Origin of the sequence: Burkholderia sp. WSM2230 (genome assembly GCF_000472445.1) — a bacterium.
In the GTDB taxonomy this organism is placed as follows: Bacteria; Pseudomonadota; Gammaproteobacteria; order Burkholderiales; family Burkholderiaceae; genus Paraburkholderia.
Genome location: NZ_AXAJ01000018.1, coordinates 46,902 through 69,117 on the forward strand (window position 1 = coordinate 46,902; position 22,216 = coordinate 69,117).

Below are 22,216 nucleotides of genomic sequence, written 5' to 3' on the forward strand. Positions count from 1 at the left end.
AATGGAGAAGAGAGCTTTACTTTCTGCGGTCGCGGCCGATGTAGATCGCAAGCAGAATGATTCCGCCCTTGATCACGTTCTGCACATACGGATTCACGCCGACCATGTTCAGCCCGTTGTTCAATACGCCGAGCAGCAGCGCGCCGATCAAAGTGCCGATGATCGAACCGCGTCCGCCGGAAATGGACGTGCCGCCCATCACCACGGCGGCGATGGCGTCAAGCTCGAAGCCCACGCCCGCGTTCGGCTGGCCGCTCATCAAACGCGCGGTCAATACGATTGCGGCAAACGAGGACGTCAACCCCGCGATCGTGTAGACGATCAGCTTCACGCGCGCCACGCGCACGCCGGATAGGCGCGTCGCCTGTTCATTGCCGCCGATCGCATACACGTAGCGGCCAAACGGCATGCGTTCCAGCAGCAACCACGCGATCACATAGATCACCGCCATGATCACGACCGGCGCCTGAATGCCCAGGATCTTGCCGCTGCCGAAGAAGCTGACCCAGTCGGGCAAGCCGTCGATCGGATAGCCGCCGGTGTAGATTAGTGCGAGGCCTCGCGCGATGCCCATGGTCGCGAGCGTCACGATGATCGGCGGCATGCCGGCGAACGCGACGAAGAACCCATTCGCCGCGCCGAAGCCGAGACCGACCGCGACACCTATTGCCAATGCAGCGAGCGCATTCATGCCGGCCACCATCAGGCCCGCGGCGAGCGTGCCCGCGAGTGCCATTACCGAACCCACCGACAGGTCAATGCCGCCGGTGAGAATCACGCATGTCATGCCGACTGCGATGATCGCGTTGATCGACACCTGACGCAGCACGTTTTCTATATTCGCGGCCGAGAGAAAGCTGTCGCTCGCGAACACCATCACGATGCAAACAACGAGCAGGCCGATGAACGGATAGAAGAGCGTCGAGCGCTTCAACGCGGCCCATGTGAAGCGCACTGGTGCGCCCGGCGTATTGCCGCTGATGTTCGACGTTTTCGGCGACGAAGAAGGGTTAGGCGTGTTCATGCAAAGCTCCACGAGTGCCGGCGGTTGCATAGGTCATCACGGCGTTCGAGTCGATCTGATCGCCTTCGAGCAGCGCTTCGATACGGCCTTGACGGAACACGGCGACGCGGTCGCACATGCCGACAATCTCAGGCAGTTCCGACGAAATCATGATGATCGAATAGCCGCGCGCGGTGAGTTCGCGCATCAGCAGATAAATTTCCGCCTTCGCGCCGACGTCGATACCGCGCGTCGGTTCGTCGAAGATCAGGATGTTCGTGTGATGGTTCAGCCAGCGCGCAATCACCACCTTCTGCTGGTTGCCGCCTGAAAGCGTGGCCACTTCGGTGTGCATGGTCGGCGCTTTCACGCCCACGCGTTTCATGATGTCGGCTGTGGCGCGCGCTTCGCTGCGCTGATCGATAAAAAAACGCAGCGAGCGATACTTGCCCAGGTTGTTGATCGAGATGTTCTGCTTGATGGAGAAGTCCGTAATCAGCCCTTCGGTCTTACGGCTTTCAGGAAGAATACCCACGCCCGCGCGCAACGCGTCGGCTGGATCGGACAATTTCGCGGCCTCGCCGTTGATGCGAATGTCCTTCGCGTAAGCCGGGTCTGCGCCGATCACAGCGAGCGCGGTCTCCGTGCGGCCCGACCCGACCAGTCCCGCAAAGCCGAGAATTTCCCCTTCGCGCAGCGTGAATTGCAGCACCGGGCCGTCTTTCAGCAATTGCAGCTTCTGCACGTCCAGCACGATCTTTGTGTCCGAGCGCAACGGCGGCTTCGGCGGAAAGCTGTTTTCTATGCGGCGTCCCACCATCATCTCGACAAGGCGGCTCACGTCCGACTGCGCGACCTCGGTCATGCCGACATACTGCCCATCGCGCAGCACCGTGATGCGGTCACACACTTCGAAAATTTCTTCGAGGTGGTGCGAGATGAAAATCATCGCGACGCCCTGTTGTTTCAACTCGCGCATGATCGCAAACAGATGCTCGGCTTCGGCGGGCGTGAGCGTGGCGGTCGGTTCGTCGAGAATCAAAATGCGCGCTTCCAGAGAGAGCGCCTTGCCGATTTCCACAAACTGCTGCTGCGCAACCGAGAGTTCACGAATCGGCACGGACAAGTCAATCGACACGCCGAGCCGCGCGAAAATCTCCGCTGCGGCGCGCCGCATCTTGCCGCGTTCGAGCAGACCGAGACCATTCTTCATTTCGCGGCCGAGAAACATGTTCTCGACTGCATTCAGATACGGAATCAGGCTGAATTCCTGAAACACGATGCCGACGCCCGCCGCCACCGCGTCGTGATAGTTCGCGAAGTGGCGCGGCGTGCCTTCTATCGTGACCGTGCCTTCGTCCGGCTGATAGATGCCGCACAAAATCTTCATTAGCGTCGACTTGCCCGCGCCGTTTTCGCCGAGCAGCGCATGAATCTCGCCACGCGCGATCTCGAGGTGAATGGCTTGCAACGCCTTCACGCCGGGAAAGCTTTTGCTGATGTTCTCGAGCTTGAGTATCGTGTTCATCGGGTGCTCCATCGCTGCCCGCCGTCATGCCGGCCGACCATAAAATCCGGGCATGCCGCAACGGCGGGCACTCGGCTTACCAGCTGAAACCCTTTGCGTTGCTCCGGTCGATCATCTTCACGTCGACGGGAATCGCCTTCGGCACATTGGCGCCCCACTTCTTCGCGTACGCGATGCCGAGCGCGATGCGAACCTGATCGGCAGGAAACTGCGCGGACGTCTCGATGAATTTTGAATTCGGCTTCTGGATCGCGGCAATCGCTTCGGGCGCACCGTCGACGCTCGTCAGCTTGATGTCCTTGCCCGAGGACTCGATAGCGGAAAGCGCGCCCATCGAGCCGCCGTCGTTCACGCTGAAGATGCCCTTCAGGTTCGGATGCGCCTGGATCATGTTCTCGGTCACCGAGAGCGCGGTCGCGCGTTCCTGCTTGCCGTTCTGCGTATCCACGAGCTTGACGTTCGGCGACTTCGCCAGCGCCGCTTTGCAGCCGCGCACGCGTTCGAGAATCGGCACCACCGGAATGCCGTCGAGAATCGCAACTTCGCCGCTGCCGCCAATCGACTTCGCGAGGTACTCGCAGGCCATCTGTCCGGCATCGAAGTTCTTCGAGCCGACGAAGGAATCGACCGGGCCGTTCGCGTTCGCATCCACCGCGACCACCACCACGCCTGCTTTTTTCGCCGATGTCACCGCCGATTGAATGCCTGTCGAATCAGTCGGATTCACGAGGAGGATGTCGATCTTCTTCTGCAGCATGTCCTCGACGTCGCTCACCTGTTTGCTCACGTCGTGATGCGCGTCGGTCACGACAACCGTTGCGCCGGTCGATGCAGCCGCATCGTTCAACGCCTTCTGCATCGTCACGAAGTAGGGATTGTTGAGCTCCTGAAACGTCATGCCGATCTTCAGCGGCGCGGCCTGTGCGGCGGGCGCGGCGATGAACGAGAGGCTGAAGGCGAGGCTCGCGAACAGCGCGCCGCGCCGCGTGAAGGTGGTCGACGATGCCTGTTTCATGGTGGTTTGCGTCATGGTTGTCTCCGTTTTTGAAGTGAGCACGTCCCTCGCGCTGTCGTCGGACAGCGCGATACATGTTGAACGTGGTGAAGCAAGGTGCTTGCTGAAAAAAGCCCTGCAGTGGACTACATTGGGGCTACATTGCTGCTAGGTTGGCGGGTAAGCAGCAGCCGCAGGATGCGGCAGACCAGGCGCTAGCACGATGGCGGGCGCGTCGTCGATACCCCTGCCGCGCGCCGCGGCTTCTTCCGAAGCATCGCGGCTCGCGTCGTTCAATTGCTGATAGCGGCGAAATTTCGAAGGCGCCATGCCTTTCACTGCGAGAAACTGCCGGTTGAAATTCGACAGGTTGTTAAAGCCCGCCTTGAAGCAGATGTCGGTCACGCTCAGTTCGCTATCGGTCAGCAACTGGCACGCGAGATTGATCCGCATGCGGTTCACGTACTGCACGAACGGCAAGCCCGTATGCCGGCGGAAATAGCGCGAGAACGCACTCACGCTCTGGCCGGCCAGTTGCGCGAGATCCGACTCGCGCAAGTCGTTCGCGAGGTTCTTGCCGATATACGAAAGCACGTGATTGATGCGCGTCGACGCAAAACCCGTCGGGTCGGCCTGATAAGCGGGGCTCGCGAGCGTCTCGCGGTCTTCGGCGTTCATCAGGATTTCCAGCATCGACATGAACAGCACGAGGCGGCGCAGTCCGCGCGCCGCCAGCAGTTCGAGAAAGAGCGGCTGGATCGCGGCACTGGTGAGCGCGCCGAACGACACGCCGCGGCGCGAATCGGCAAGCAGCGCCTCTACCTGACGCCATTCGGGAAAGCTTTCCAGACAGCTCGACACGAATTCCTGGCCGAACTGCACGACCAGATTGCGCTGCGCGATGCTCTCGCCTTCGGGCACGTCGCTCACCCAGTTATGCGGCAGGTTCGGACCCATCAACACGAGATTGCCAGGCGCAAAACTGCTGATGTGATCGCCGACGAACATCTTGCCCGTGGTCGCCACGATCAGATGGATCTCGTACTCGGGATGAAAATGCCAGCGTACCGTGCGATACGGATAGCCGTGCGACCACACTTTGAACGACTCGTCGCGGCGTACGGCCACGATCTCCAGATCGGGTTGCACTGTCTGCCTCCATGAAGCGGCTCGGGAACGATGCCGCTCGTCTTCGTCTTGTACAGCGAAAAGTAGCCTTCAAACGCGCAATCCACCACTAAAAATGAAACCGCGGACCGATACTTTTTTGCATTCGGGTAAGTCCCGACGCGCGACAGGTCAAGAATGATGCAATGCAAAACGCGTGGCGAAGCGCGCCGCAAGGCGTGCGCGTGCGCCGTTGAGGATGCCGGGGAGTCACGCGCCGCCGCGCCGCGCCACGAAAACATCGCGCGGTCGCCTTGACTTTCGTTTCGGCGGGTACGATCATTCGCCCACAAGCAGAGCAAATGCTCTCACCGAAAAGAAACGCGCGCGACTAGCCGCGCGAGAGCCCAGACAGATGGAGACGCACATGAGCAGCGGGCAAGGCAGCGGCGAGGCCGCACACGTGATTCTGCACATCGGCGCGGGATCGTTTCATCGCGCGCATCAGGCGTGGTATCTGCACAGGTTGAATGAAGCGAAGCTGCCGGGAGAGCCGCACTGGTCGCTTACCGTCGGTAATATTCGCAGCGACATGAACGCGGTGCTTGAAGCACTGGCCGCGCAAGACGGCGTCTATACGCTCGAGACGGTCACGCCTCAGGGCGAACGCGCGTACGAGACTATCCGCTCGATTGAACGCGTGGTGCCGTGGACCGAAAGCCTCGACGCGCTGATCGAGGCCGGCGCCGATCCCGCTTGCAAGATCATCTCGTTCACGGTCACGGAAGGCGGCTACTACCTCGACGAACACGACCAGCTAGACACGGCCAACGCCGATCTCGCGGCCGACCTGAAAGGCGGACACACCACCATCTACGGCGCGCTGGCGGCGATTCTCGACGCGCGCATGAAAGCCGGCGCGGGTCCCGTCACGCTGCAAACCTGCGACAACCTGCGCCGCAACGGCGAGCGTTTTCATGCAGGCATGAGCGCGTTTCTCGAACTGCGCGGCGCGGCCGAACTTGCGCAATGGTTCGACGACAACACCGCGTGTCCGAGTTCAATGGTCGATCGCATCACGCCGCGCCCGACGCCCGACGTGCGTGAGCGCGTAACGGCCGCGACGGGCGTGGACGACGCCTGCCCGGTAATGGGCGAAGCGTTCATCCAATGGGTGATCGAAGAGCGCTTCATTGCCGGGCGTCCCGCCTGGGAGAAGGTCGGCGCGGAACTGGTCGAGTCGGTGCTGCCCTACGAAGAAGCGAAGATCCGCATACTCAACGCGACCCATAGCTGCATTGCGTGGGCGGGCACGCTCGTCGGTCTTAACTACATTCACGAAGGCACGCAAGACGCGGACATCCGCCAGTTCGCGTTCGATTACGTGAGCGAGGATGTAATTCCGTGCCTCACGCCGAGCCCGCTCGACCTCGAACGCTATCGCGATGTCGTGCTCGAACGCTTCGGCAATCCTTATATCCAGGACACCAACCAGCGCGTGGCCGCCGACGGCTTTTCCAAACTGCCAGGCTTCATTGCGCCGACTCTCGCCGAGTGTTTCGAGCGCGGCGTCACGCCCGCGGCCACGGCAATGCTGCCCGCGCTGTTCTTCCGCTTCCTCGACCGCTGGCAGGCAGGCACGCTGCCCTACGCCTATCAGGACGGCGTGATGGACGAGCGCGTCGCGCGCGGCTTCTTCGCGGCGCCCGATCCGTTGCAGGCGTTCGCGGCGGACCGGCTGTTGTGGGGCAGCATGACCGGCACGCAGGAACTCGAATCCGCACTGGCCGGCGCGTTGGCGCGCGTCGACGTGTGGCTCGCAAAACGCGGGCAGGTCTAGAAGCGCAAGCCCGTCCCATCGAATCGCGCGCGGTGCCAGGCTTTATGCGCATGGCACCGCGCGCCTTGTGCGGCTAAAGTAGCGCATCTCCAACGACGAAGGTTTCGCGCCCATGTATCTCGGCATCGACCTAGGCACGTCCGAAGTGAAAGTCCTGCTGCTCGCCTCCACTGGACGCGTGATCGGCACCGCTGGCTCTCCGTTCACCGTTTCGCGCCCGCATCAGCGCTGGGCCGAGCAGAATCCCGAAGATTGGTGGGCCGGCACGCGAAGCGCGCTGGCTGCATTGCGCGCGAAACATCCCGACGAGTTCGCGCAGATTCGCGGCATCGGCCTCTCGGGTCAGATGCACGGCGCGGTGCTGCTGGATGCCGAGGACCGCGTGCTGCGGCCGGCGATTCTGTGGAACGACATGCGCAGCGACAAGGAATGCGCCGAGCTGACCGAACGCGCGCCGGACCTGCACAGTGTGGCCGGTAATCTGGCGATGCCGGGTTTCACCGCGCCCAAGCTGTTATGGGTCGCGCGTCACGAGCCCGACATCTTTGCGCGGACCGCGTGCGTGCTGCTGCCGAAAGACTACTTGCGTCTGCAACTGACGGGCGGCAAGGTGTCCGATCCATCGGATGCGGCCGGCACACTGTGGCTCGACGTCGCCAAACGCGACTGGTCCGATTCGCTGCTTGCGGCCTGCAACATGACGCGCGCGCAGATGCCGGGCCTCGCCGAAGGCAGCGCGCCGTCCGGCACGCTGCTGCCGCAACTCGCGCGCGAGCTTGGCTTGAGCGACGGCGTGATCGTCGCGGCGGGCGGCGGCGACAACGCGACGAGCGCAATCGGCATCGGCGCGACGCAGCCGGGCGACGGCTTCGTTTCGCTCGGCACCTCGGGCGTGCTGTGCGTGGTGGGCGACAGCTTCCGGCCGAACCCGGCTTCGGCAGTGCATGCGTTCTGCCACGCGATTCCGGACCGCTGGCATCAGATGAGCGTCGTGCTCTCGGCGGCAAGCTGTTTGCGCTGGGTCTGCAAGCTCACATCGACCGACGAACCCACGCTGCTCGCCGAGATCGAAGCGTTGCCCGAGGATGCGCTGAATACCGCGCCGCTCTTTTTGCCGTATCTCTCGGGTGAGCGCACGCCGCACAACGACCCCTATGCGCAGGGCGTGTTCTTCGGCATGAATCACGCAACGGATCGCGCGCTGCTCGGCTATGCGGTGCTGGAAGGCGTGACGCTCGCGCTCACCGACGGCCTCGACGCGCTGCGTGCGGCCGGCACCGAAGCAAAAGCTCTGTCACTGCTGGGCGGCGGCGCGCGCAGCGATTACTGGGCGCAACTGCTCGCGGACGCGCTGGACACCGCGACGCGCAAGCACGGCGGCGGCGAGACCGGTGCGGCGCTCGGCGCGGCCCGCCTCGGCTGGCTCGCGGCGGGCGGCGATCCGGCGAGCGTGCTCGCCAAACCGCCCATCGAGAAAGAGTTCACGCCGAATCCGCGCCGGCATGCGCAATTGCGCGCGCGGCTCGACGCGTATCGCGCGCTGTACCGTCACGTGCGGCCGCTTTTCGATCCCGCGCGCGAAAAGCTCGCCTGAGCGCGCAGCACCGCGCAAACGGCAGCCGGCGGCATCGACATGCATGCGCCGGCTGCTATCATCGGCGCCCTTCAAGCGGATCGTCACCGTGCCCAAGTCCACAGAAAAACTAGACCTTGCTACTCGCGCCGCGTGGCTCTACTACGTCGCGGGCAATACGCAGAACGAGATCGCCGAGAAACTGCAGGTGTCGCGCCCGGTCGCGCAACGGCTCGTCGCCTTCGCGGTGGAAAAGAACCTGATTCGCGTGCGCGTCGATCATCAACTGGCCGACTGTCTGTCGCTTGCCGATCAGCTGACGAAACGCTATGGCCTTTCCATGTGCGAAGTGGTGCCCATCGACAGCGACACGCCCGAGGAAGTCGATCGCAAACTCGCGGTGGCCGGCGCGCAGGTGATGGAGCGCTACCTCGCGGAAGAAAAGCCGATGGTGGTCGCCGTGAGCAGCGGCCGCACGCTGAAAGCCGCGGTCGATCAGATCGCGCAGCTAGACCGTCCGCAGCACCGGTTGGTATCCATGGTAGGAGCGATCGCTCAGGACGGCTCCTCGAACCGCTACGACGTCGCACTACACATTTCGGAGAAGACGGGCGGCAAGCATTTTCTGCTGCCCGCGCCGTTGATCGCCGATAGTGAGGCCGAGCGCGCGCAGTGGTGCAATCACCGGCTGTACCGGATCGTCGAGTCGCTGTCGGCGGAGGCGGACGTGGCGTTTGTCGGCATCGGCAATATCGGGCCGAAATGTCCGCTGCACGAAGACGGCTTCATCACGTCGGCAGAGGTGAAGGAGTTGATGCAGAACGGCGCGGTGGCCGAAATGCTTGGCCTGCCGATCGATGCGGCCGGCGCGCGCGTCGAGTCGCCCACGGGCCGGCGCGTGACCAGCATTTCGATCGACTCGCCGCCGCGGCGGCCGACTATCGGTTTTGCAGGTGGCAAACGCAAACGCGAGGCACTGATCGCGGTGCTCAAGGGCGGCTGGCTCTCGGGGTTGGTGACCGACGAGTTGTGTGCGCGCGCGGCGCTAGAGGCGTAAGTCGCACTCTGAACGCGCGCGCCGCTTCGTATGAAAAGGCAGGAAGGCGCCCTTTCCCGCCTTTCGAACTCAAGCCGCCAGCACTTCGACGATCTTGCGCTGGAATGCCTTGCCGTCGCTGTCGAACAAATGACAATGGTCGGGCGTCGCGCCGAGCTTCTGCGTATCGCCCTTCGCGTGACGTTCGAGCGGCGGAATGCGCGCGATCAAGCCATCGGGCGCCACGCTCGACTCCGCATACAGGTACGCGGCATCGCCGAGCGATTCGACGGCCATCGTGCGCGCCGACACGCCGTCTTCCGTCATGCCCACATGCAGGTGCTCGGGACGAATGCCCACCGTCACCTTGTCGCCCTGCTTCACCGATCCCGGCTCCACTGCGACGCGCTGCGTCTCGCCGGTTTCATAGCGCACGGTCACGCCGTCGTGCGTGACCGACTGCACGACGCCTTCCATGAAGTTCATTTTGGGCGAACCGATGAAGCCCGCGACGAAGCGATTGGCCGGCGCGTGATACAGCATCGTCGGACTGCCGACCTGTTCGAGATTGCCCGCCGACAGCACGACGATCTTGTCCGCGAGCGTCATCGCTTCGACCTGATCGTGCGTCACGTAGATCATCGTGGTCTTCAGTTCGTCATGCAGACGCGCGAATTCCAGGCGCATTTTCACGCGCAGCGCGGCGTCGAGATTCGACAGCGGCTCGTCGAATAGGAACACCTTCGGCTTGCGCGTGATCGCGCGGCCAATCGCGACGCGCTGGCGCTGGCCGCCCGACAACTGCTTGGGCTTGCGATCGAGCAGATGATCGATATGCAGGATCTTCGCTGCGTTCTTCACCGCCGCGTCGATCTCCGGCTTCTTCGTGCCGGCGAGCTTCAGACCGAACGCCATGTTGTCGTATAGCGTCATGTGCGGATACAGCGCGTACGACTGGAACACCATCGCAATGCCGCGCTTGGCGGGCGGCACGTCGTTCATGCGCGCACCGTCGATGGTCAGGTCGCCCCCGCTGATGTCCTCGAGTCCGGCAATCATCCGCATCAGTGTCGATTTACCGCAACCGCTCGGGCCGACGAACACGACGAACTCGCCGTCCGCGATGTCGAGGTTGATGTCGCGCATCACCTCGGTGTCGTCGTAGGCCTTCCTGATGTTGCGCAGAGTTACGCTTGCCATGATGTGTCTCCGTGTAATGCCTGGGTGTTACTTTGTCGGTTGCTTGCCGGCTGCTTGTCTGTGGTGTGCTGAACGCGATTGCATTCGATGCGCGCGTGTTCTACGCGCTCAAGGCGCCGCGGCAGTTGCGCTCAGCGTCCATTGCGCGACGAGCTCCGGCAACTGATGCATGTCGTCGAATACATGACGCGCGCCCGCAGCATGCAGCTTGTCGATTTGCTCGTCGCTCGCATGACCTCCGCCGATAAAACCCAGCACCGTCATGCCGGCCGCGCTTGCCGCGCTCACGCCGGTAACGCTGTCCTCGATGACGAGGCACGCCGACGGCGCGAGGCGCAGACCTTGCGCCGCCGCCAGATAGACGTCGGGCGCCGGCTTCGGATTGGCCACGCTGTCGGCGCAGAACAAACGGTCGCCGAAGAACCGCACGAGGCCCGTGCGTGCAAGAACGGTTTCCACGTACGGCCGAAAACTGTTGCTCGCGCATCCTTTGACGAGCGGTACCTGCGCCAGCGCCCGCTCGATGCCCTGCACTGCCGGCGCCTGCATGGCCGCGGCTTCAACCGAACGGCGAATCGCGTCCATGTCGTCGAGGCCGAGGCTCTTGCCGAGCTGCATCGCCGTGCCCTCCAGCACTCTTTCGATGCGCAGCCCGAGCAGCGGCAGCACCACCGGTTCGATATCCGCGCCGGGCCAGCGCGCCTCGAGTTCCTGAACGAGCATGCGCGCCGCCACTGCTTCGCTGTCGATCAGGACGCCATCGCAATCGCAGATCAGCGCGAGATTTACTGCACTCGAGCCTGCCGTCATTTGACTGCCCCGAACGTGAGGCCGCGCACGAGCTGCTTCTGCGACAGCCAGCCGACGATCAGGATCGGCGCCACCGCAAGTAGCGAAGCCGCGGACAGCTTGGCCCAGAAGAGGCCTTCGGGACTCGAATACGATGCAATGAACACCGTGAGCGGCGCGGCGTTCGAGCTCGACAGATTGATGCTCCAGAACGCTTCGTTCCACGAAAGAATCACGAGCAGCAGCGCGGTCGACGCGAGCCCCGGCAGCGCCATCGGCATCAGCAGATAGACGATTTCCTGCCAGGTCGCCGCCCCGTCGATTCGCCCTGCCTCGAGAATGTCGCGCGGAATTTCGGCGAAGTAGGTAAACGACATCCACACTGCAATCGGCAGATTGATCAGCGTATAGACGATCACGAGACCCGATACGGTGTCGAGCAGACCGCTGTTTTTCCACAGCAGGTAGATCGGCACCAGCACGCCGACCGAGGGCATCATCTTGGTCGACAGCATCCACAGCAGCACTTTTTGCGTGCGGCGCGTGGGGAAAAACGCCATCGCATACGCGGCCGGCACGGCCAGAATCAGGCACAGCACCGTCACGCCGACCGAGATCAGAATCGAATTCCACGCGAACGAAAAGTAACTGCTGCGCGCGAATACCTCGCGAAAGCTGTCGAATGTCGGCGTGAAGAAAAGCGACGACGAATAGGCCTGCTGCTCGGTCTTGAATGCGGTGATCGTCATCCAGAAGATCGGGAAGAACAGCAGCAGCGCGACGAGCCAGGCGATCACGCCGGGAATCGCGCGGCGGATCGCGTGGAACGGCGACTTCGCCGGCACAGTCATGGGCGTCGCGCTTGACGCCGGAGTAGAAGCAACGTGGCTCATTTTTCGTACTCCCCTTTGAGGTTCTTCGCGAGCATCCGCACGAGGAAGAACGACACGATATTGGCCAGCACGACAGCGAGAATGCCGCCCGCCGACGCGAGACCGACGTCGAACTGTTGCAGGCCCAGCGAATAGATCAGGTACGAGAGGTTGGTGGTCGCGGTGCCCGGGCCGCCGCCCGTCGTCGTATAGATTTCGGCGAAGATGGACAGCAGAAAGATCGTCTCCATCATCACGACCACGGCAATCGCGCGCTTCAAGTGCGGCAGCGTGATGTAGAAGAACATCGCGAACGGCCCGGCGCCGTCAATGCGCGCCGCTTCCTTCTGCTCCTGATCGAGCGACTGGATCGCCGTGAACAGAATCAGGAACGCGAACGGCAGCCATTGCCACGCGACGATCATGATGACCGCCGTCAACGGATATTCGGCGAACCAGTCGATCGGCTGCAAGCCGATTGCACGCATGCCCTGCGCGATCAGTCCATACACCGGATGCAAAATCATGTTCTTCCAGATCAGCGCGCTCACCGTGGGCATCACGAAGAACGGAGCGATGGCGAGCAGGCGTGCCACGCCCTGGCCGTAGAACTTGCGGTCGAACAGAATCGCCATCAGCACGCCGCCTACCACCGTGATCACGAGCACCGAGACGATCAACTGCAGCGTGTGACCAATCGACGGTCCGAACGACGGATCGCCGGCCAGGAACTGATAGTTGTCGAAACCGGCAAAGCCCTTCAGATCCGGATTCAGCAGGTTGTAGCGCGAGAACGAGAACCAGATCGTCATGGCGAGCGGAATCGTCATCCATAGCACCAGGACGGCGACCGACGGCGACACGAGCCAGCGCGCCGAATTGGCCTTGCGGACTTCGCGTTCTTTTTCTGTCTGAGGATGGGCATGCATGAGAGGCAGGCGCAGAGGACGCATGATTGACCACCTGTTCGGTAATGCGCGGGCGGCACGAACCGCGCGAATGGCCGTAGCGCTTTGACTGCGAGCAAAACGGCATTGCGGCGTACGCGCGGCGGTGACAGCCCGCTGTACTGCGTGAGCCGGCTGACGGGCGCCAGCCGGCTTGTGCCACGCGACTTCAGTGGCGAGATTCGGCTCTAGCTCCGGATCACTTCTGGTAGCCGGCCTGCTTGACCGCGCGATCCGCGGTAGCCTGACCTGCCGCCAACGCCTGGTCGACGCTCATCTGACCGGCAATCGCACCGGAGATGCTCTGACCGACCACCGTGCCGAACGACTGGAACTCAGGAATCCCAACGAACTGCACACCGGTGTACGGTACAGGCTTTAACGTCGGATGATCCGGATCGGCCGATTCGATTGCCTTCAGCACGAAGTCGCCGAACGGTGCAGCCTGCTTGTACTCGGAGCGCGCGTAAGTGGATTGACGCGTGCCCGGCGGCACCGAGGCCCAGCCTTCGTCCTTCGCGACGAGCTCGATGTACTGCTTCGACGTGGCCCACGTGATGAACTTCTTCGCGGCGTCGGCCTGTTTCGACGACTTCGGAATCGCCAGCGCCCACGCCCACAGCCAGTGCGAACCCTTCGGCGTGACCGCGACCGGCGCGGCTGCGAAACCGACCTTGTCCGAGATCTGCGATTGCTGCTTGTTGTACAGCATGCCGGCTGCCACCGTCGCGTCTATCCACATCGCGCATTTGCCCGAGGACATCAGCGTGAGGTTTTCGTTAAAGCCGTTCGAGCTCGCTCCCGGCGGCCCGTTCTTTTTCAACAGATCGACATAGAACGTGATGGCTTTTTTCCATTCCGGCGAAGTGAGTTGCGCATGCCACTTTTCGTCGAACCAGCGGCCGCCGAACGTGTTCACGACGGTCGTGCCGTAAGCCATGTTCTCGCCCCAGCCCGCCTTGCCGCGCAGGCAGATGCCGTACACGCCGTTGGCTTTGTCGGTGAGCTTGTCGGCAAATTGCGCGATCTGGTCGTAGGTCGGCTGATCGGGCATTTTCAGGCCCTTGGCCGCGAACAGGTCCTTGCGGTAATACGTCATCGAGCTTTCGACGTAAAACGGCAGCGCGTACAACTGGCCGCCGGCAGAGAGGCCGTCGCGCGCGGTCTTGACCACGTCGTTGAGATCGTAGTCGGCGGGCAGGTTCGTGAGCGGCGTAAGCCAGCCGCGCTTGCCCCATTGCGGCGTTTCATAGGCGCCGATGGTCATCACGTCGAACTGGCCGCTGCCGGTCGTGATGTCGGTCGTGGCCCGCTGACGCAGCACGTTCTCCTCGAGAATCACCCAGTTCAGCTTGATGTCCGGATTCGCCTTTTCGAATTCGGGCGAGAGCTTCTTCAACTCGATCATGTCCGGATTGTTCAGCGTCGCGATGGTCACCGTGGCCGCCGACGCGCTCAGCGCAAAGCATGCCGCAGCGCCTGCGCTAACCATCTTGAGCGCGGACTTGAGGGCTGGTTTCATGTCTGTTGTCTCCTTTCTCGTGCGTTATGTGATGCTGCGTTTGTTGTACGAAATGGCGCTGGATAACGGGCCTTGGTGCTCAGCTCATCCAGTTGCCGCCGTCGACGTTAAGCGTTTGCGCGGTGATGTAGTCCGCATCCGCCGATGCGAGGAAGAGCGCCGCGCCCGTCAGATCCTCCGGCACGCCCATGCGCCCGAGCGGCACCGCTTCGCCGACGAGGCGCTTCTTCTCGCCGAGCGGCCGGTTTTCGTAACGGGCGAAGAGCGCGTCGACTTCCTTCCACATCGGCGTATCGACGACACCCGGCGCGATGCCGTTCACATTGATCTTGTACGGCGCGAGCGCGAGTGCCGCGGATTGCGTATAGCTGAGCACGGCGGCCTTGGTCGCGCAGTAATGCGACACGAGCGCTTCGCCGCGCCGCCCCGCTTGCGACGACATATTGATGATCTTGCCGCCGCGGCCTTGCTCGACCATGTGCCGCGCGACGGCTTGCATGAGAAAGAACATGCCTTTCACGTTGACCGCGAAGAGGCGATCGAACACGTCCCAGGATTCGTCGAGAATCGGGCGCATGTCGAAAAGCGCCGCATTGTTGAAGAGAATGTCGATCTGGCCGAAACGCTCCACGGTGCCCGCCACGATGCGCTCGATATCCTCGCGGCGCGTGACGTCCGCACTCACCGTCAGCACGCGCTCGCCATGCGAGGCGCGCAGCGTGTCGCCGAAACTGTCCGCCGGCTTGACGTCGACGAGCACGCATTGCGCGCCTTCGTCCAGATAGCGCCGCGCTACGGCTTCGCCTATGCCGCTTGCCGCGCCCGTCAGAATGGCCACCTTGTCTTGCAATCGTGCCGCCACGCTTTGTCTCCAGTTCAGTCCGCTTTTCGATGCGCGGTGAGCGAACGCTCATTGCGCGATCAATTGCTCTGTTTGTGATCGAATGATCGGATACGCACCGGGCCATGTCAAGGCGCTCTGTCAGATTTCGATGGTGCAGCGCGCAACGAGGGCTCGCCCCTCCTTGTACGCCGCTTACGCGCGTCTACTGACATCAAGACAAGATACGTTATATCATTGCGGACTCGTTTCACGACCCGCTTCCGTATCAGCACGACGCCTTGTGGCCGCGCGTTCCGAGCCGCCGCAACGGCGACGTCGCGGGCCTTTGCAGCGGCTTCAGACACCGCGCATGTGCGCGGCTCATTCAACCCTCTTGCAGCAGGACACACCATGAAGAAGATCGTCGCAATGTTGCTTCCGAAGTATGTCGCCGCCGTCACAACCGCGTTCGCGTTAAGCCATGCAGCTTTCGCCGCCGATGCGAAAATCCCCGTGGTCGCCGCGGAAAACTTCTACGGCGACGTGGTGCAGCAACTGGGCGGCGACCGGGTCGACGTGACGAGCATTCTCAGCAACCCCGACCAGGACCCGCATCTGTTCGAGGCAAGCGCGAAGACGGCGCGCGCGTTGCAGCATGCAAGCCTTGTGGTCTACAACGGCGCCGACTACGATCCGTGGATGGCAAAATTGCTGGCTGCGTCCAACAGCACGCAGGGCACCAAGCGCAAGACGATCGTCGCGGCGGAGTTGACCGGCAAGAAGGGCGGCGACAACCCGCATCTCTGGTACGACCTCGCGACCATGCCGAAGGTGGCGCACGCGGTCACGGAGGCGCTCGTCGCGGCTGACCCGGCGCACAAGTCGGCGTACGATGCGAACCTCGCGAAGTTTCTCGATTCGCTGAAGCCGGTTCAGGCCAAGGTCGCCGAACTGCATGGCCGCTACGCGGGCACGCCGGTCACGGCAACCGAGCCGGTATTCGGCTATATGTCGGATGCCATCGGGCTCGCCATGCGCAACATGCGCTTTCAGATGGCGGCCATGAACGACACCGAGGCGAGCGCGTCGGACATCGCCGCTTTCGAACGCGACCTGCGCGAAAAGCGCGTACGCGTACTGATCTATAACAGCCAGGCAACCGAGGCCCTGACCAAACGCATGTTGAATCTCGCGCAGCAATCGAAGGTGCCGACCGTGAGCGTCACCGAGACAGAACCCGCCGGCAGCACGTATCAGACGTGGATGCTGTCGCAGCTCGACGCGCTCGGCGCGGCGCTCGCCAAGGGCAACGCCGGCAATGCAGGCAACGCGAAAGCAGCGGCTGCCGGCGCCAAAGGAAAAAGCCAATGACTGTCACTGGCCGCAGCACGCCAGCCACTACGGCCGCGAGCGCAGCGGCGCTCGCGGCAAACCGCCCGCCCGTGCTCGAACTCGATCACGTCACGCTTGAACTCGGCGGCCGCACGATCCTGCGCGATACCGGTTTCGTCGTGAACCAGGGCGAATTCATCGGCGTGCTCGGGCCGAACGGCGCCGGCAAGACCACGCTGATGCGCGCGGTGCTCGGCCTCGTGCCGGCGGCAAGCGGCACGATCCGCGTGCTCGGGCAAGCCGTGGCACGCGGCAACGCGTCGATCGGTTATATGCCGCAAACGCGCAGCGCGCTTGCCGGGCGGCGCGTGCGTGGCCGCGATTTCGTCGCGATGGCGGCCGACGGCCACCGCTGGGGCCTGCCTCACGCCGACACGAAAACACGCGCGGACGTCGAACGCGTGCTTGAACTGGTGGATGGCCGCAAGCTCGCCGAGCGGCCACTCTCCGAACTATCCGGCGGCGAGCGTCAGCGCCTGCTGCTAGCGCAATGCCTGCTCGGCGCACCGAAGCTGCTGCTGCTCGATGAACCGCTGATCAGCCTCGATCCGCATCATCAGAAAAGCGTGGTCGAACTCGTGCGCCGCGTGCAGCAGGAGCTCGGCATCGCCGTGCTGTTCTCGGCGCACGAACTGAATCCGCTGTTGAACTCGCTCGATCGCGTGCTGTACCTCGGCAGCGGCGTCGCGGCGCTCGGCACCGTGGACGAAGTCATCACGCGGCCCGTGCTGTCGCGCCTCTACGGTTCGCCAATCGACGTGATGCGCGTGAACGGCCGCATCTTCGTGATGTCGGGCGGCGTGGAAGTGGAGAAGCACGATCACGAGCACGAACACGACGAGAACGGCGGACATTCGCATTCTCATGGCCATGCGCACGGCCATTCGCACGAGCACAGGCAGCAACACAACGCACGCGACGGACACAAGCACGATGTTTGAATACGACTTCATGGTGAACGCGTTTGCCGCGTCAGGAATCGTCGCGGTGCTCGCCGGCGTGGTTGGCTATTTTCTTGTGATGCGCGGACAAACCTTCGCGGGCCACGCGCTTTCGCACGTGGGTTTCACCGGCGCGACCGGCGCGGTACTGGTCGGCATTTCGCCGATCTGGGGCATGGTCGGCTTCACGCTCGCCGCAGGCGTCGGCATGGGCGCGCTAGGCGAGCGCCTCGCCGGACGCGATGTCGCCATCGGCGTGATTCTTTCGCTGTCGCTCGGCTTCGGTCTGCTGTTTCTGCATTTCTTCACTGCATATGCAACACAGGTCACCGCGCTCCTGTTCGGCAATGTGCTCGGCGTGAACGCATCGACGCTGGCAGTGCTCGCGGGCCTGGGCGTCGTCAGCCTGCTCGCGCTCGCGGCGATCATGCGGCCATTGCTGTTCGCATCGCTGCAGCCTGAACTGGCCGAAGCCAAGGGCGTGTCGTTGCGCCTCGTGTCGGTGCTGTTTCTGGCGATTGCGGCGCTCGCCGTGGCCGCGTGTACGCAGATCGTCGGCGTGTTGCTGGTCTTCACGCTGATGGTGGGCCCGGCCGCCGCCGCGCAAAACATGACCACGCGGCTTTCGGCCGGTCTTGTTCTCGCTGCCGGCCTCGCGCTTTTGCAAGCGTGGCTCGGCGTGACGCTCGCGTTCTATACCGACTGGCCGACGAGCTTCTGGATCACCGCGCTCTCAGCGGTGGTATATGGCGTGAGTCTGCTGAAGCGCCGCTGAACCCGCATACATTCGATGGCGGCCCGCGAAGGCGCCGCCATCGGCACAATGCACGTCAGCCGAGCAGCACCTTCGCGTGATGCGCGAGGTGGTCCTCGATAAAGGTCGAGATGAAGTAGTAGCCATGGTCGTAGCCCGCATGACGACGCAGCGTCAACGGCTGGCCTGCTGCGCGGCATGCGGCCTCGAACACGTCCGGGTACAACTGCTCGGCGAGAAACTGGTCGGCGAGCCCCTGATCGACCAGAATGCCCTCTGCGAACTTGCGCGACGCGCGCGCCACCAGTTCGCTCGAGTCGTATTGCTTCCACGTCGCGCGGTCGTCGCCGAGATAGCCGCTGAACGCTTTCTCGCCCCACGGGCAGCGCGTGGGCGCGGCAATCGGAGCGAACGCCGACACCGAGCGATAAATGTCCGGATTGCGCAGCGCCAGCATCAACGCGCCGTGCCCGCCCATTGAATGCCCGAAGATGCCGAGCCGCGATCCGTCGATGGGCAAGTCGTTCATAACCGTTTCGCGCAGCTCGTCGCGCACGTACGAGTACATCCGGTAGTGCCGCGCCCAGGGCTCCTGCGTCGCGTCGATGTAAAAGCCCGCGCCAACGCCGAAGTCCCACGCCGCGCTCTCGCCCGGCACGCCCGCGCCGCGCGGGCTCGTATCCGGCGCGATCAGCGCGACGCCATGCTGCGCGGCGAAGCGCTGCGCGCCCGCCTTGATCGCGAACGTCTCCTCGGTGCAGGTCAACCCCGCGAGGTAGAACAACGCGGGCACCTTCGCGTTCGCCTGCAAGGCCTGCGGCGGCAGGTACACCGAAAAGCGCATCGGCAGGCCGATAGTCTGCGACTCGTGCCGGTAGAAACGCTGCTCGCCGCCATGACAGGCGTGCGACGACAATAGCTCAAGCATCGTCTTCCTCCTTGTTGGGCGCTGCGGGTGAGCCGCGTTAGTACAGCACGACCGAGCGGATCGACTCGCCCTTCTTCATGAGATCGAAACCTTCGTTGATGCGCTCGAGCGGCAGACGGTGTGTGATCAGATCGTCGATATTGATCTTGCCTTCCATGTACCAGTCGACGATTTTCGGCACGTCCGTGCGCCCGCGCGCGCCGCCGAACGCCGAGCCCTTCCACTCGCGGCCGGTCACGAGCTGGAACGGACGCGTGCTGATCTCCTCGCCCGCCGCCGCCACGCCGATAATGAACGACTGCCCCCAGCCCTTGTGCGTGCATTCGAGCGCCTGACGCATCAGCTTCACGTTGCCGACGCATTCGAACGAATAGTCGGCGCCGCCGTCCGTCAACTGCACGATGTGATCGACCACGTTCTCGACTTCGTTCGGGTTGATGAAGTGCGTCATGCCGAACTTCTTCGCCAGTTCGACGCGGCCCGGATTGATGTCCACGCCGATGATCCTGTCCGCGCCGACCATCTTCGCGCCCTGGATCACATTCAGACCGATACCGCCGAGCCCGAACACGACCACGTTCGCGCCCGCCTCGACCTTCGCCGAATACACGACCGCGCCGACGCCCGTCGTCACGCCGCAGCCGATGTAGCAGATCTTGTCGAACGGCGCATCTTCGCGCACCTTCGCAACCGCGATTTCGGGCACGACGATGTAGTTCGAAAACGTGGAGGTGCCCATGTAATGAAAGAGCGGCTTGCCGTCGAGCGAGAAGCGCGAGGTGGCGTCCGGCATCAGGCCACGGCCTTGCGTCGCGCGAATCGCCTGACACAGGTTGGTCTTGCGCGACAGACAGAACTTGCACTGACGGCATTCCGGCGTGTAGAGCGGAATCACATGATCGCCCTTCTTCAACGTGCCGACGCCCGGCCCCGTATCGACGATCACGCCCGCGCCCTCATGGCCCAGAATCGCCGGGAAGATGCCTTCGGGGTCCGCGCCCGAGAGCGTGTAGTAGTCGGTGTGGCAGATGCCCGTCGCTTTCACTTCGATCAGGACTTCGCCGGCGCGCGGGCCTTCGAGGTCGACTTCCTCGATGGTCAACGGTGCGCCGGCTTTCCATGCGATTGCTGCTTTGGTCTTCATCGTAAATGCTCCTGTGAGTCGAAGATGCGTTGAACGCCGCGCCGCATCGGCTCGCGTTGCACAGCGATATACGACACGACACGACGCGCGAATATTGGGGGCCAAGCTCTGGGCAAAGCCTGTGCTGCGCGAGCTACAGGCTAACGCATGACAGGCGTCATGGTATTGCAAAGTGCGTCACGGCCTTGTCAGCGCGTGACATTGCCGCTTTGCCGGACAACTGCTGCGGCGGTGTCAAACCATGGTTCGACGCGTCCATACAGATCGAGAAAGCGTGCATAGCGCGCCGCGAGGGCGCGATCGCCGCGTGGGCTCGCCGCAAGCGTCGCGCCCGGTGCGAGCGCGGCGAGATCGTGCACGTGCCAGTGACCGCTTGCGATGCCGCCGAGAATCGCCGCGCCGCGCGGTGCCGCGTTCGGACAATCCACTGCGTGAAGCTCCGCGTTCAGCGCATCGGCGAGCAATTGCCGCCACCGTGCATCGACGGAACCGCCTCCTGCAAGTTTCAACGCCGTCACCGTCGCGCCGCTCGCGCGAATTGCGTCGAGACCCGCGCGCAGCGAAAAGGCGACGCCTTCGAATGCCGCGCGCATCATCGCGCCGCGCGTATGGTCCAGCGCGAGCCCGAGCCAGCCGCCGCGCGCCGACGGATTGAGCCACGGCGTGCGCTCGCCGGTCAGATACGGTAAGAAGGTCAGCGGCGCGGTTGCGGTTGCGGTTGCATTTGCATTCGCATGCGTGTTCGTGTCGAGCCCCGATGCGTGGCTCGGGCAAGCGCCGAACGCTTCGTCATATGCAGCGGCCCACTCGTACGACAGCCACCCACGCGCGCGTTCGAGTGCGATGCCGACGTTCTGCATCGCGGCCATCCGATACCAGTGATCGCTCGCCGCCCGATAGCGATGCAAGCCTCTGACAGCCGCGGGCTCATGCTCGGCGATTACGACGATCTGGCCGCCGGTGCCGGTCGTGAGGAGCGCGTCGCCGTCGCTTGCGAGGCCGCTGCCGAGCGCGGCGCACGGCGTATCCGCCGCGCCGGTTGCGAGCACGATGCCCGCGCGCAGGCCGAGGGCCTCTGCCGCGTCGCCCGACAGCACGCCCGCGGCCGCATACGACGGCCCTCCGGGCGCGAACCACTCGTGCGGGATGTAGAGCTGCTCGAGCAGCGCCGCGTTCCACGTGCCGTCGAGGTCGGCGAGCGCGGTCGCGCAGGCGTCGGAAGGATCGGTGGCAACCGCGCCGCCGAGCGCGACGCGCAGCCAGTCTTTGGGCTGCAGCGCCCAGCGCGTGCGGCGCGCGGACTCCGGTTCGTGCCGCACGATCCAGCGCAGCAACGGACCAGCCATACCCGGCGCCACCGGATTCGGCTGCGGTTCGGGCCACGCGTCGAGCAGATCGAGCGCGCGCGTGTCGGGCCACAGCATCGCGGGCCGCACGGCATTGCCCGCTTCGTCGATCAACACCACGCCATGCATCTGCCCTGAGAAGCCGATCGCTTTCACCTCACGGCGCAACGCTTCGGGCAAGCGCGCTGCAGCTTCGGTGAGCGCGCGCCACCATGTCTCGACAGAGGTTTCCGCCCACCCCGCGTGCGGCGTCTCGAGTGGATAAGCGACGCTCGCGACCGCCTGCTCATGGCCGTCTTCATCGACGATCGCGACTTTGAGGGAACCGGTGCCGAGGTCGATGCCGAGAAAACTCATGAGCGATAACGTGGGATCAGTTAAAGCACGAAGACCAGCACGAAGGACCGCGCTGAGGATGCGGCAAGCGCGAATTCTGAGGCGCCGCGCGGGATGCGCAAAGCCGTGCGGCCGCGAGCC

At 63.6% G+C, this 22,216-nt stretch carries 19 protein-coding genes; 6 read left to right on the top strand and 13 right to left on the bottom strand.

The features are described from left to right. Positions 1-16: 16 nt before the first annotated feature. From A3AC_RS0125715 to A3AC_RS0125730, 4 genes are all read right to left on the bottom strand, one after another. Complete coding sequence (locus A3AC_RS0125715; protein ID WP_025602313.1) at positions 17-1,024, bottom strand: ABC transporter permease; 1,008 nt, start codon at positions 1,022-1,024, stop codon at positions 17-19. Then, positions 1,011-2,531 carry a sugar ABC transporter ATP-binding protein gene (locus tag A3AC_RS0125720; protein ID WP_025602314.1) on the bottom strand — a complete coding sequence of 507 codons (1,521 nt, stop codon included), beginning with the start codon at positions 2,529-2,531 and terminating at the stop codon, positions 1,011-1,013. Before A3AC_RS0125720 ends, A3AC_RS0125715 begins: the two co-directional genes overlap by 14 nt. Positions 2,532-2,607: 76 nt before the next feature. Continuing rightward, on the bottom strand, positions 2,608-3,561 hold the full coding sequence (locus A3AC_RS0125725) for an ABC transporter substrate-binding protein (RefSeq protein ID WP_025602315.1): 954 nt from the start codon (positions 3,559-3,561) through the stop codon (positions 2,608-2,610). Between the two features lie 132 nt (positions 3,562-3,693). Beyond that, positions 3,694-4,674 (bottom strand): AraC family transcriptional regulator, encoded by a 981-nt coding sequence (locus tag A3AC_RS0125730; protein ID WP_025602316.1) that lies wholly within the window; start codon positions 4,672-4,674, stop codon positions 3,694-3,696. A 385-nt stretch (positions 4,675-5,059) separates the two neighbouring features. Here A3AC_RS0125730 and dalD point away from each other — a divergent pair, with 385 nt between their 5' ends. The 3 genes from dalD to A3AC_RS0125750 all read left to right on the top strand — a co-directional run bounded on the left by dalD (position 5,060) and on the right by A3AC_RS0125750 (position 9,102). Then, complete coding sequence (dalD, locus tag A3AC_RS0125740) at positions 5,060-6,472, top strand: D-arabinitol 4-dehydrogenase (RefSeq protein WP_025602317.1); 1,413 nt, start codon at positions 5,060-5,062, stop codon at positions 6,470-6,472. Positions 6,473-6,584: 112 nt separating this feature from the next. Further along, the gene (gene xylB, locus A3AC_RS0125745) at positions 6,585-8,066 is read left to right on the top strand and encodes a xylulokinase (RefSeq protein ID WP_025602318.1); all 1,482 of its coding nucleotides are present in this window, start codon (positions 6,585-6,587) and stop codon (positions 8,064-8,066) included. An 88-nt stretch (positions 8,067-8,154) separates the two neighbouring features. Next, entirely contained in the window at positions 8,155-9,102 is a 948-nt protein-coding gene (locus A3AC_RS0125750) for a sugar-binding transcriptional regulator (RefSeq protein WP_025602319.1), read from the top strand. A gap of 69 nt (positions 9,103-9,171) precedes the next feature. Here A3AC_RS0125750 and A3AC_RS0125755 read toward each other — a convergent pair whose 3' ends face one another. The 6 genes from A3AC_RS0125755 to A3AC_RS0125780 form a co-directional block, all read right to left on the bottom strand. Then, complete coding sequence (locus A3AC_RS0125755; RefSeq protein WP_025602320.1) at positions 9,172-10,281, bottom strand: ABC transporter ATP-binding protein; 1,110 nt, start codon at positions 10,279-10,281, stop codon at positions 9,172-9,174. Between the two features lie 108 nt (positions 10,282-10,389). Beyond that, positions 10,390-11,091 (bottom strand): HAD family hydrolase, encoded by a 702-nt coding sequence (locus A3AC_RS0125760; RefSeq protein ID WP_025602321.1) that lies wholly within the window; start codon positions 11,089-11,091, stop codon positions 10,390-10,392. After that, positions 11,088-11,921 (bottom strand): carbohydrate ABC transporter permease, encoded by an 834-nt coding sequence (locus tag A3AC_RS0125765; RefSeq protein ID WP_232231988.1) that lies wholly within the window; start codon positions 11,919-11,921, stop codon positions 11,088-11,090. Before A3AC_RS0125765 ends, A3AC_RS0125760 begins: the two co-directional genes overlap by 4 nt. Before the next feature lie 38 nt (positions 11,922-11,959). Continuing rightward, positions 11,960-12,895: a carbohydrate ABC transporter permease gene (locus tag A3AC_RS0125770; RefSeq protein ID WP_013340363.1), complete on the bottom strand. Its 936-nt coding sequence runs from the start codon at positions 12,893-12,895 to the stop codon at positions 11,960-11,962. Positions 12,896-13,088: 193 nt separating this feature from the next. Further along, entirely contained in the window at positions 13,089-14,411 is a 1,323-nt protein-coding gene (locus tag A3AC_RS0125775) for an ABC transporter substrate-binding protein (protein WP_025602323.1), read from the bottom strand. Between the two features lie 79 nt (positions 14,412-14,490). Then, positions 14,491-15,273 (bottom strand): L-iditol 2-dehydrogenase, encoded by a 783-nt coding sequence (locus A3AC_RS0125780; RefSeq protein WP_025602324.1) that lies wholly within the window; start codon positions 15,271-15,273, stop codon positions 14,491-14,493. A 372-nt stretch (positions 15,274-15,645) separates the two neighbouring features. Here A3AC_RS0125780 and A3AC_RS0125785 point away from each other — a divergent pair, with 372 nt between their 5' ends. The 3 genes from A3AC_RS0125785 to A3AC_RS0125795 are packed head-to-tail and all read left to right on the top strand — an operon-like array spanning position 15,646 to position 18,342. Continuing rightward, positions 15,646-16,605 carry a metal ABC transporter solute-binding protein gene (locus A3AC_RS0125785; RefSeq protein ID WP_025602325.1) on the top strand — a complete coding sequence of 320 codons (960 nt, stop codon included), beginning with the start codon at positions 15,646-15,648 and terminating at the stop codon, positions 16,603-16,605. Next, a complete protein-coding gene (locus A3AC_RS0125790) occupies positions 16,602-17,567 on the top strand; it encodes an ABC transporter ATP-binding protein (protein WP_025602326.1) in 966 nt (321 codons plus the stop codon). Before A3AC_RS0125785 ends, A3AC_RS0125790 begins: the two co-directional genes overlap by 4 nt. Continuing rightward, positions 17,560-18,342 (top strand): metal ABC transporter permease, encoded by a 783-nt coding sequence (locus A3AC_RS0125795; protein WP_025602327.1) that lies wholly within the window; start codon positions 17,560-17,562, stop codon positions 18,340-18,342. The genes A3AC_RS0125790 and A3AC_RS0125795 overlap by 8 nt, the downstream gene beginning before the upstream one ends. Positions 18,343-18,397: 55 nt before the next feature. Here A3AC_RS0125795 and fghA read toward each other — a convergent pair whose 3' ends face one another. From fghA to A3AC_RS0125810, 3 genes are all read right to left on the bottom strand, one after another. Then, a complete protein-coding gene (gene fghA / locus A3AC_RS0125800) occupies positions 18,398-19,249 on the bottom strand; it encodes an S-formylglutathione hydrolase (protein ID WP_025602328.1) in 852 nt (283 codons plus the stop codon). Between the two features lie 37 nt (positions 19,250-19,286). Then, on the bottom strand, positions 19,287-20,393 hold the full coding sequence (locus A3AC_RS0125805) for an S-(hydroxymethyl)glutathione dehydrogenase/class III alcohol dehydrogenase (protein ID WP_025602329.1): 1,107 nt from the start codon (positions 20,391-20,393) through the stop codon (positions 19,287-19,289). 188 nt (positions 20,394-20,581) lie between these two features. After that, positions 20,582-22,096, bottom strand: a complete 1,515-nt coding sequence (locus A3AC_RS0125810; RefSeq protein ID WP_025602330.1) for a xylulokinase — start codon at positions 22,094-22,096, stop codon at positions 20,582-20,584. Positions 22,097-22,216 lie beyond the last annotated feature (120 nt).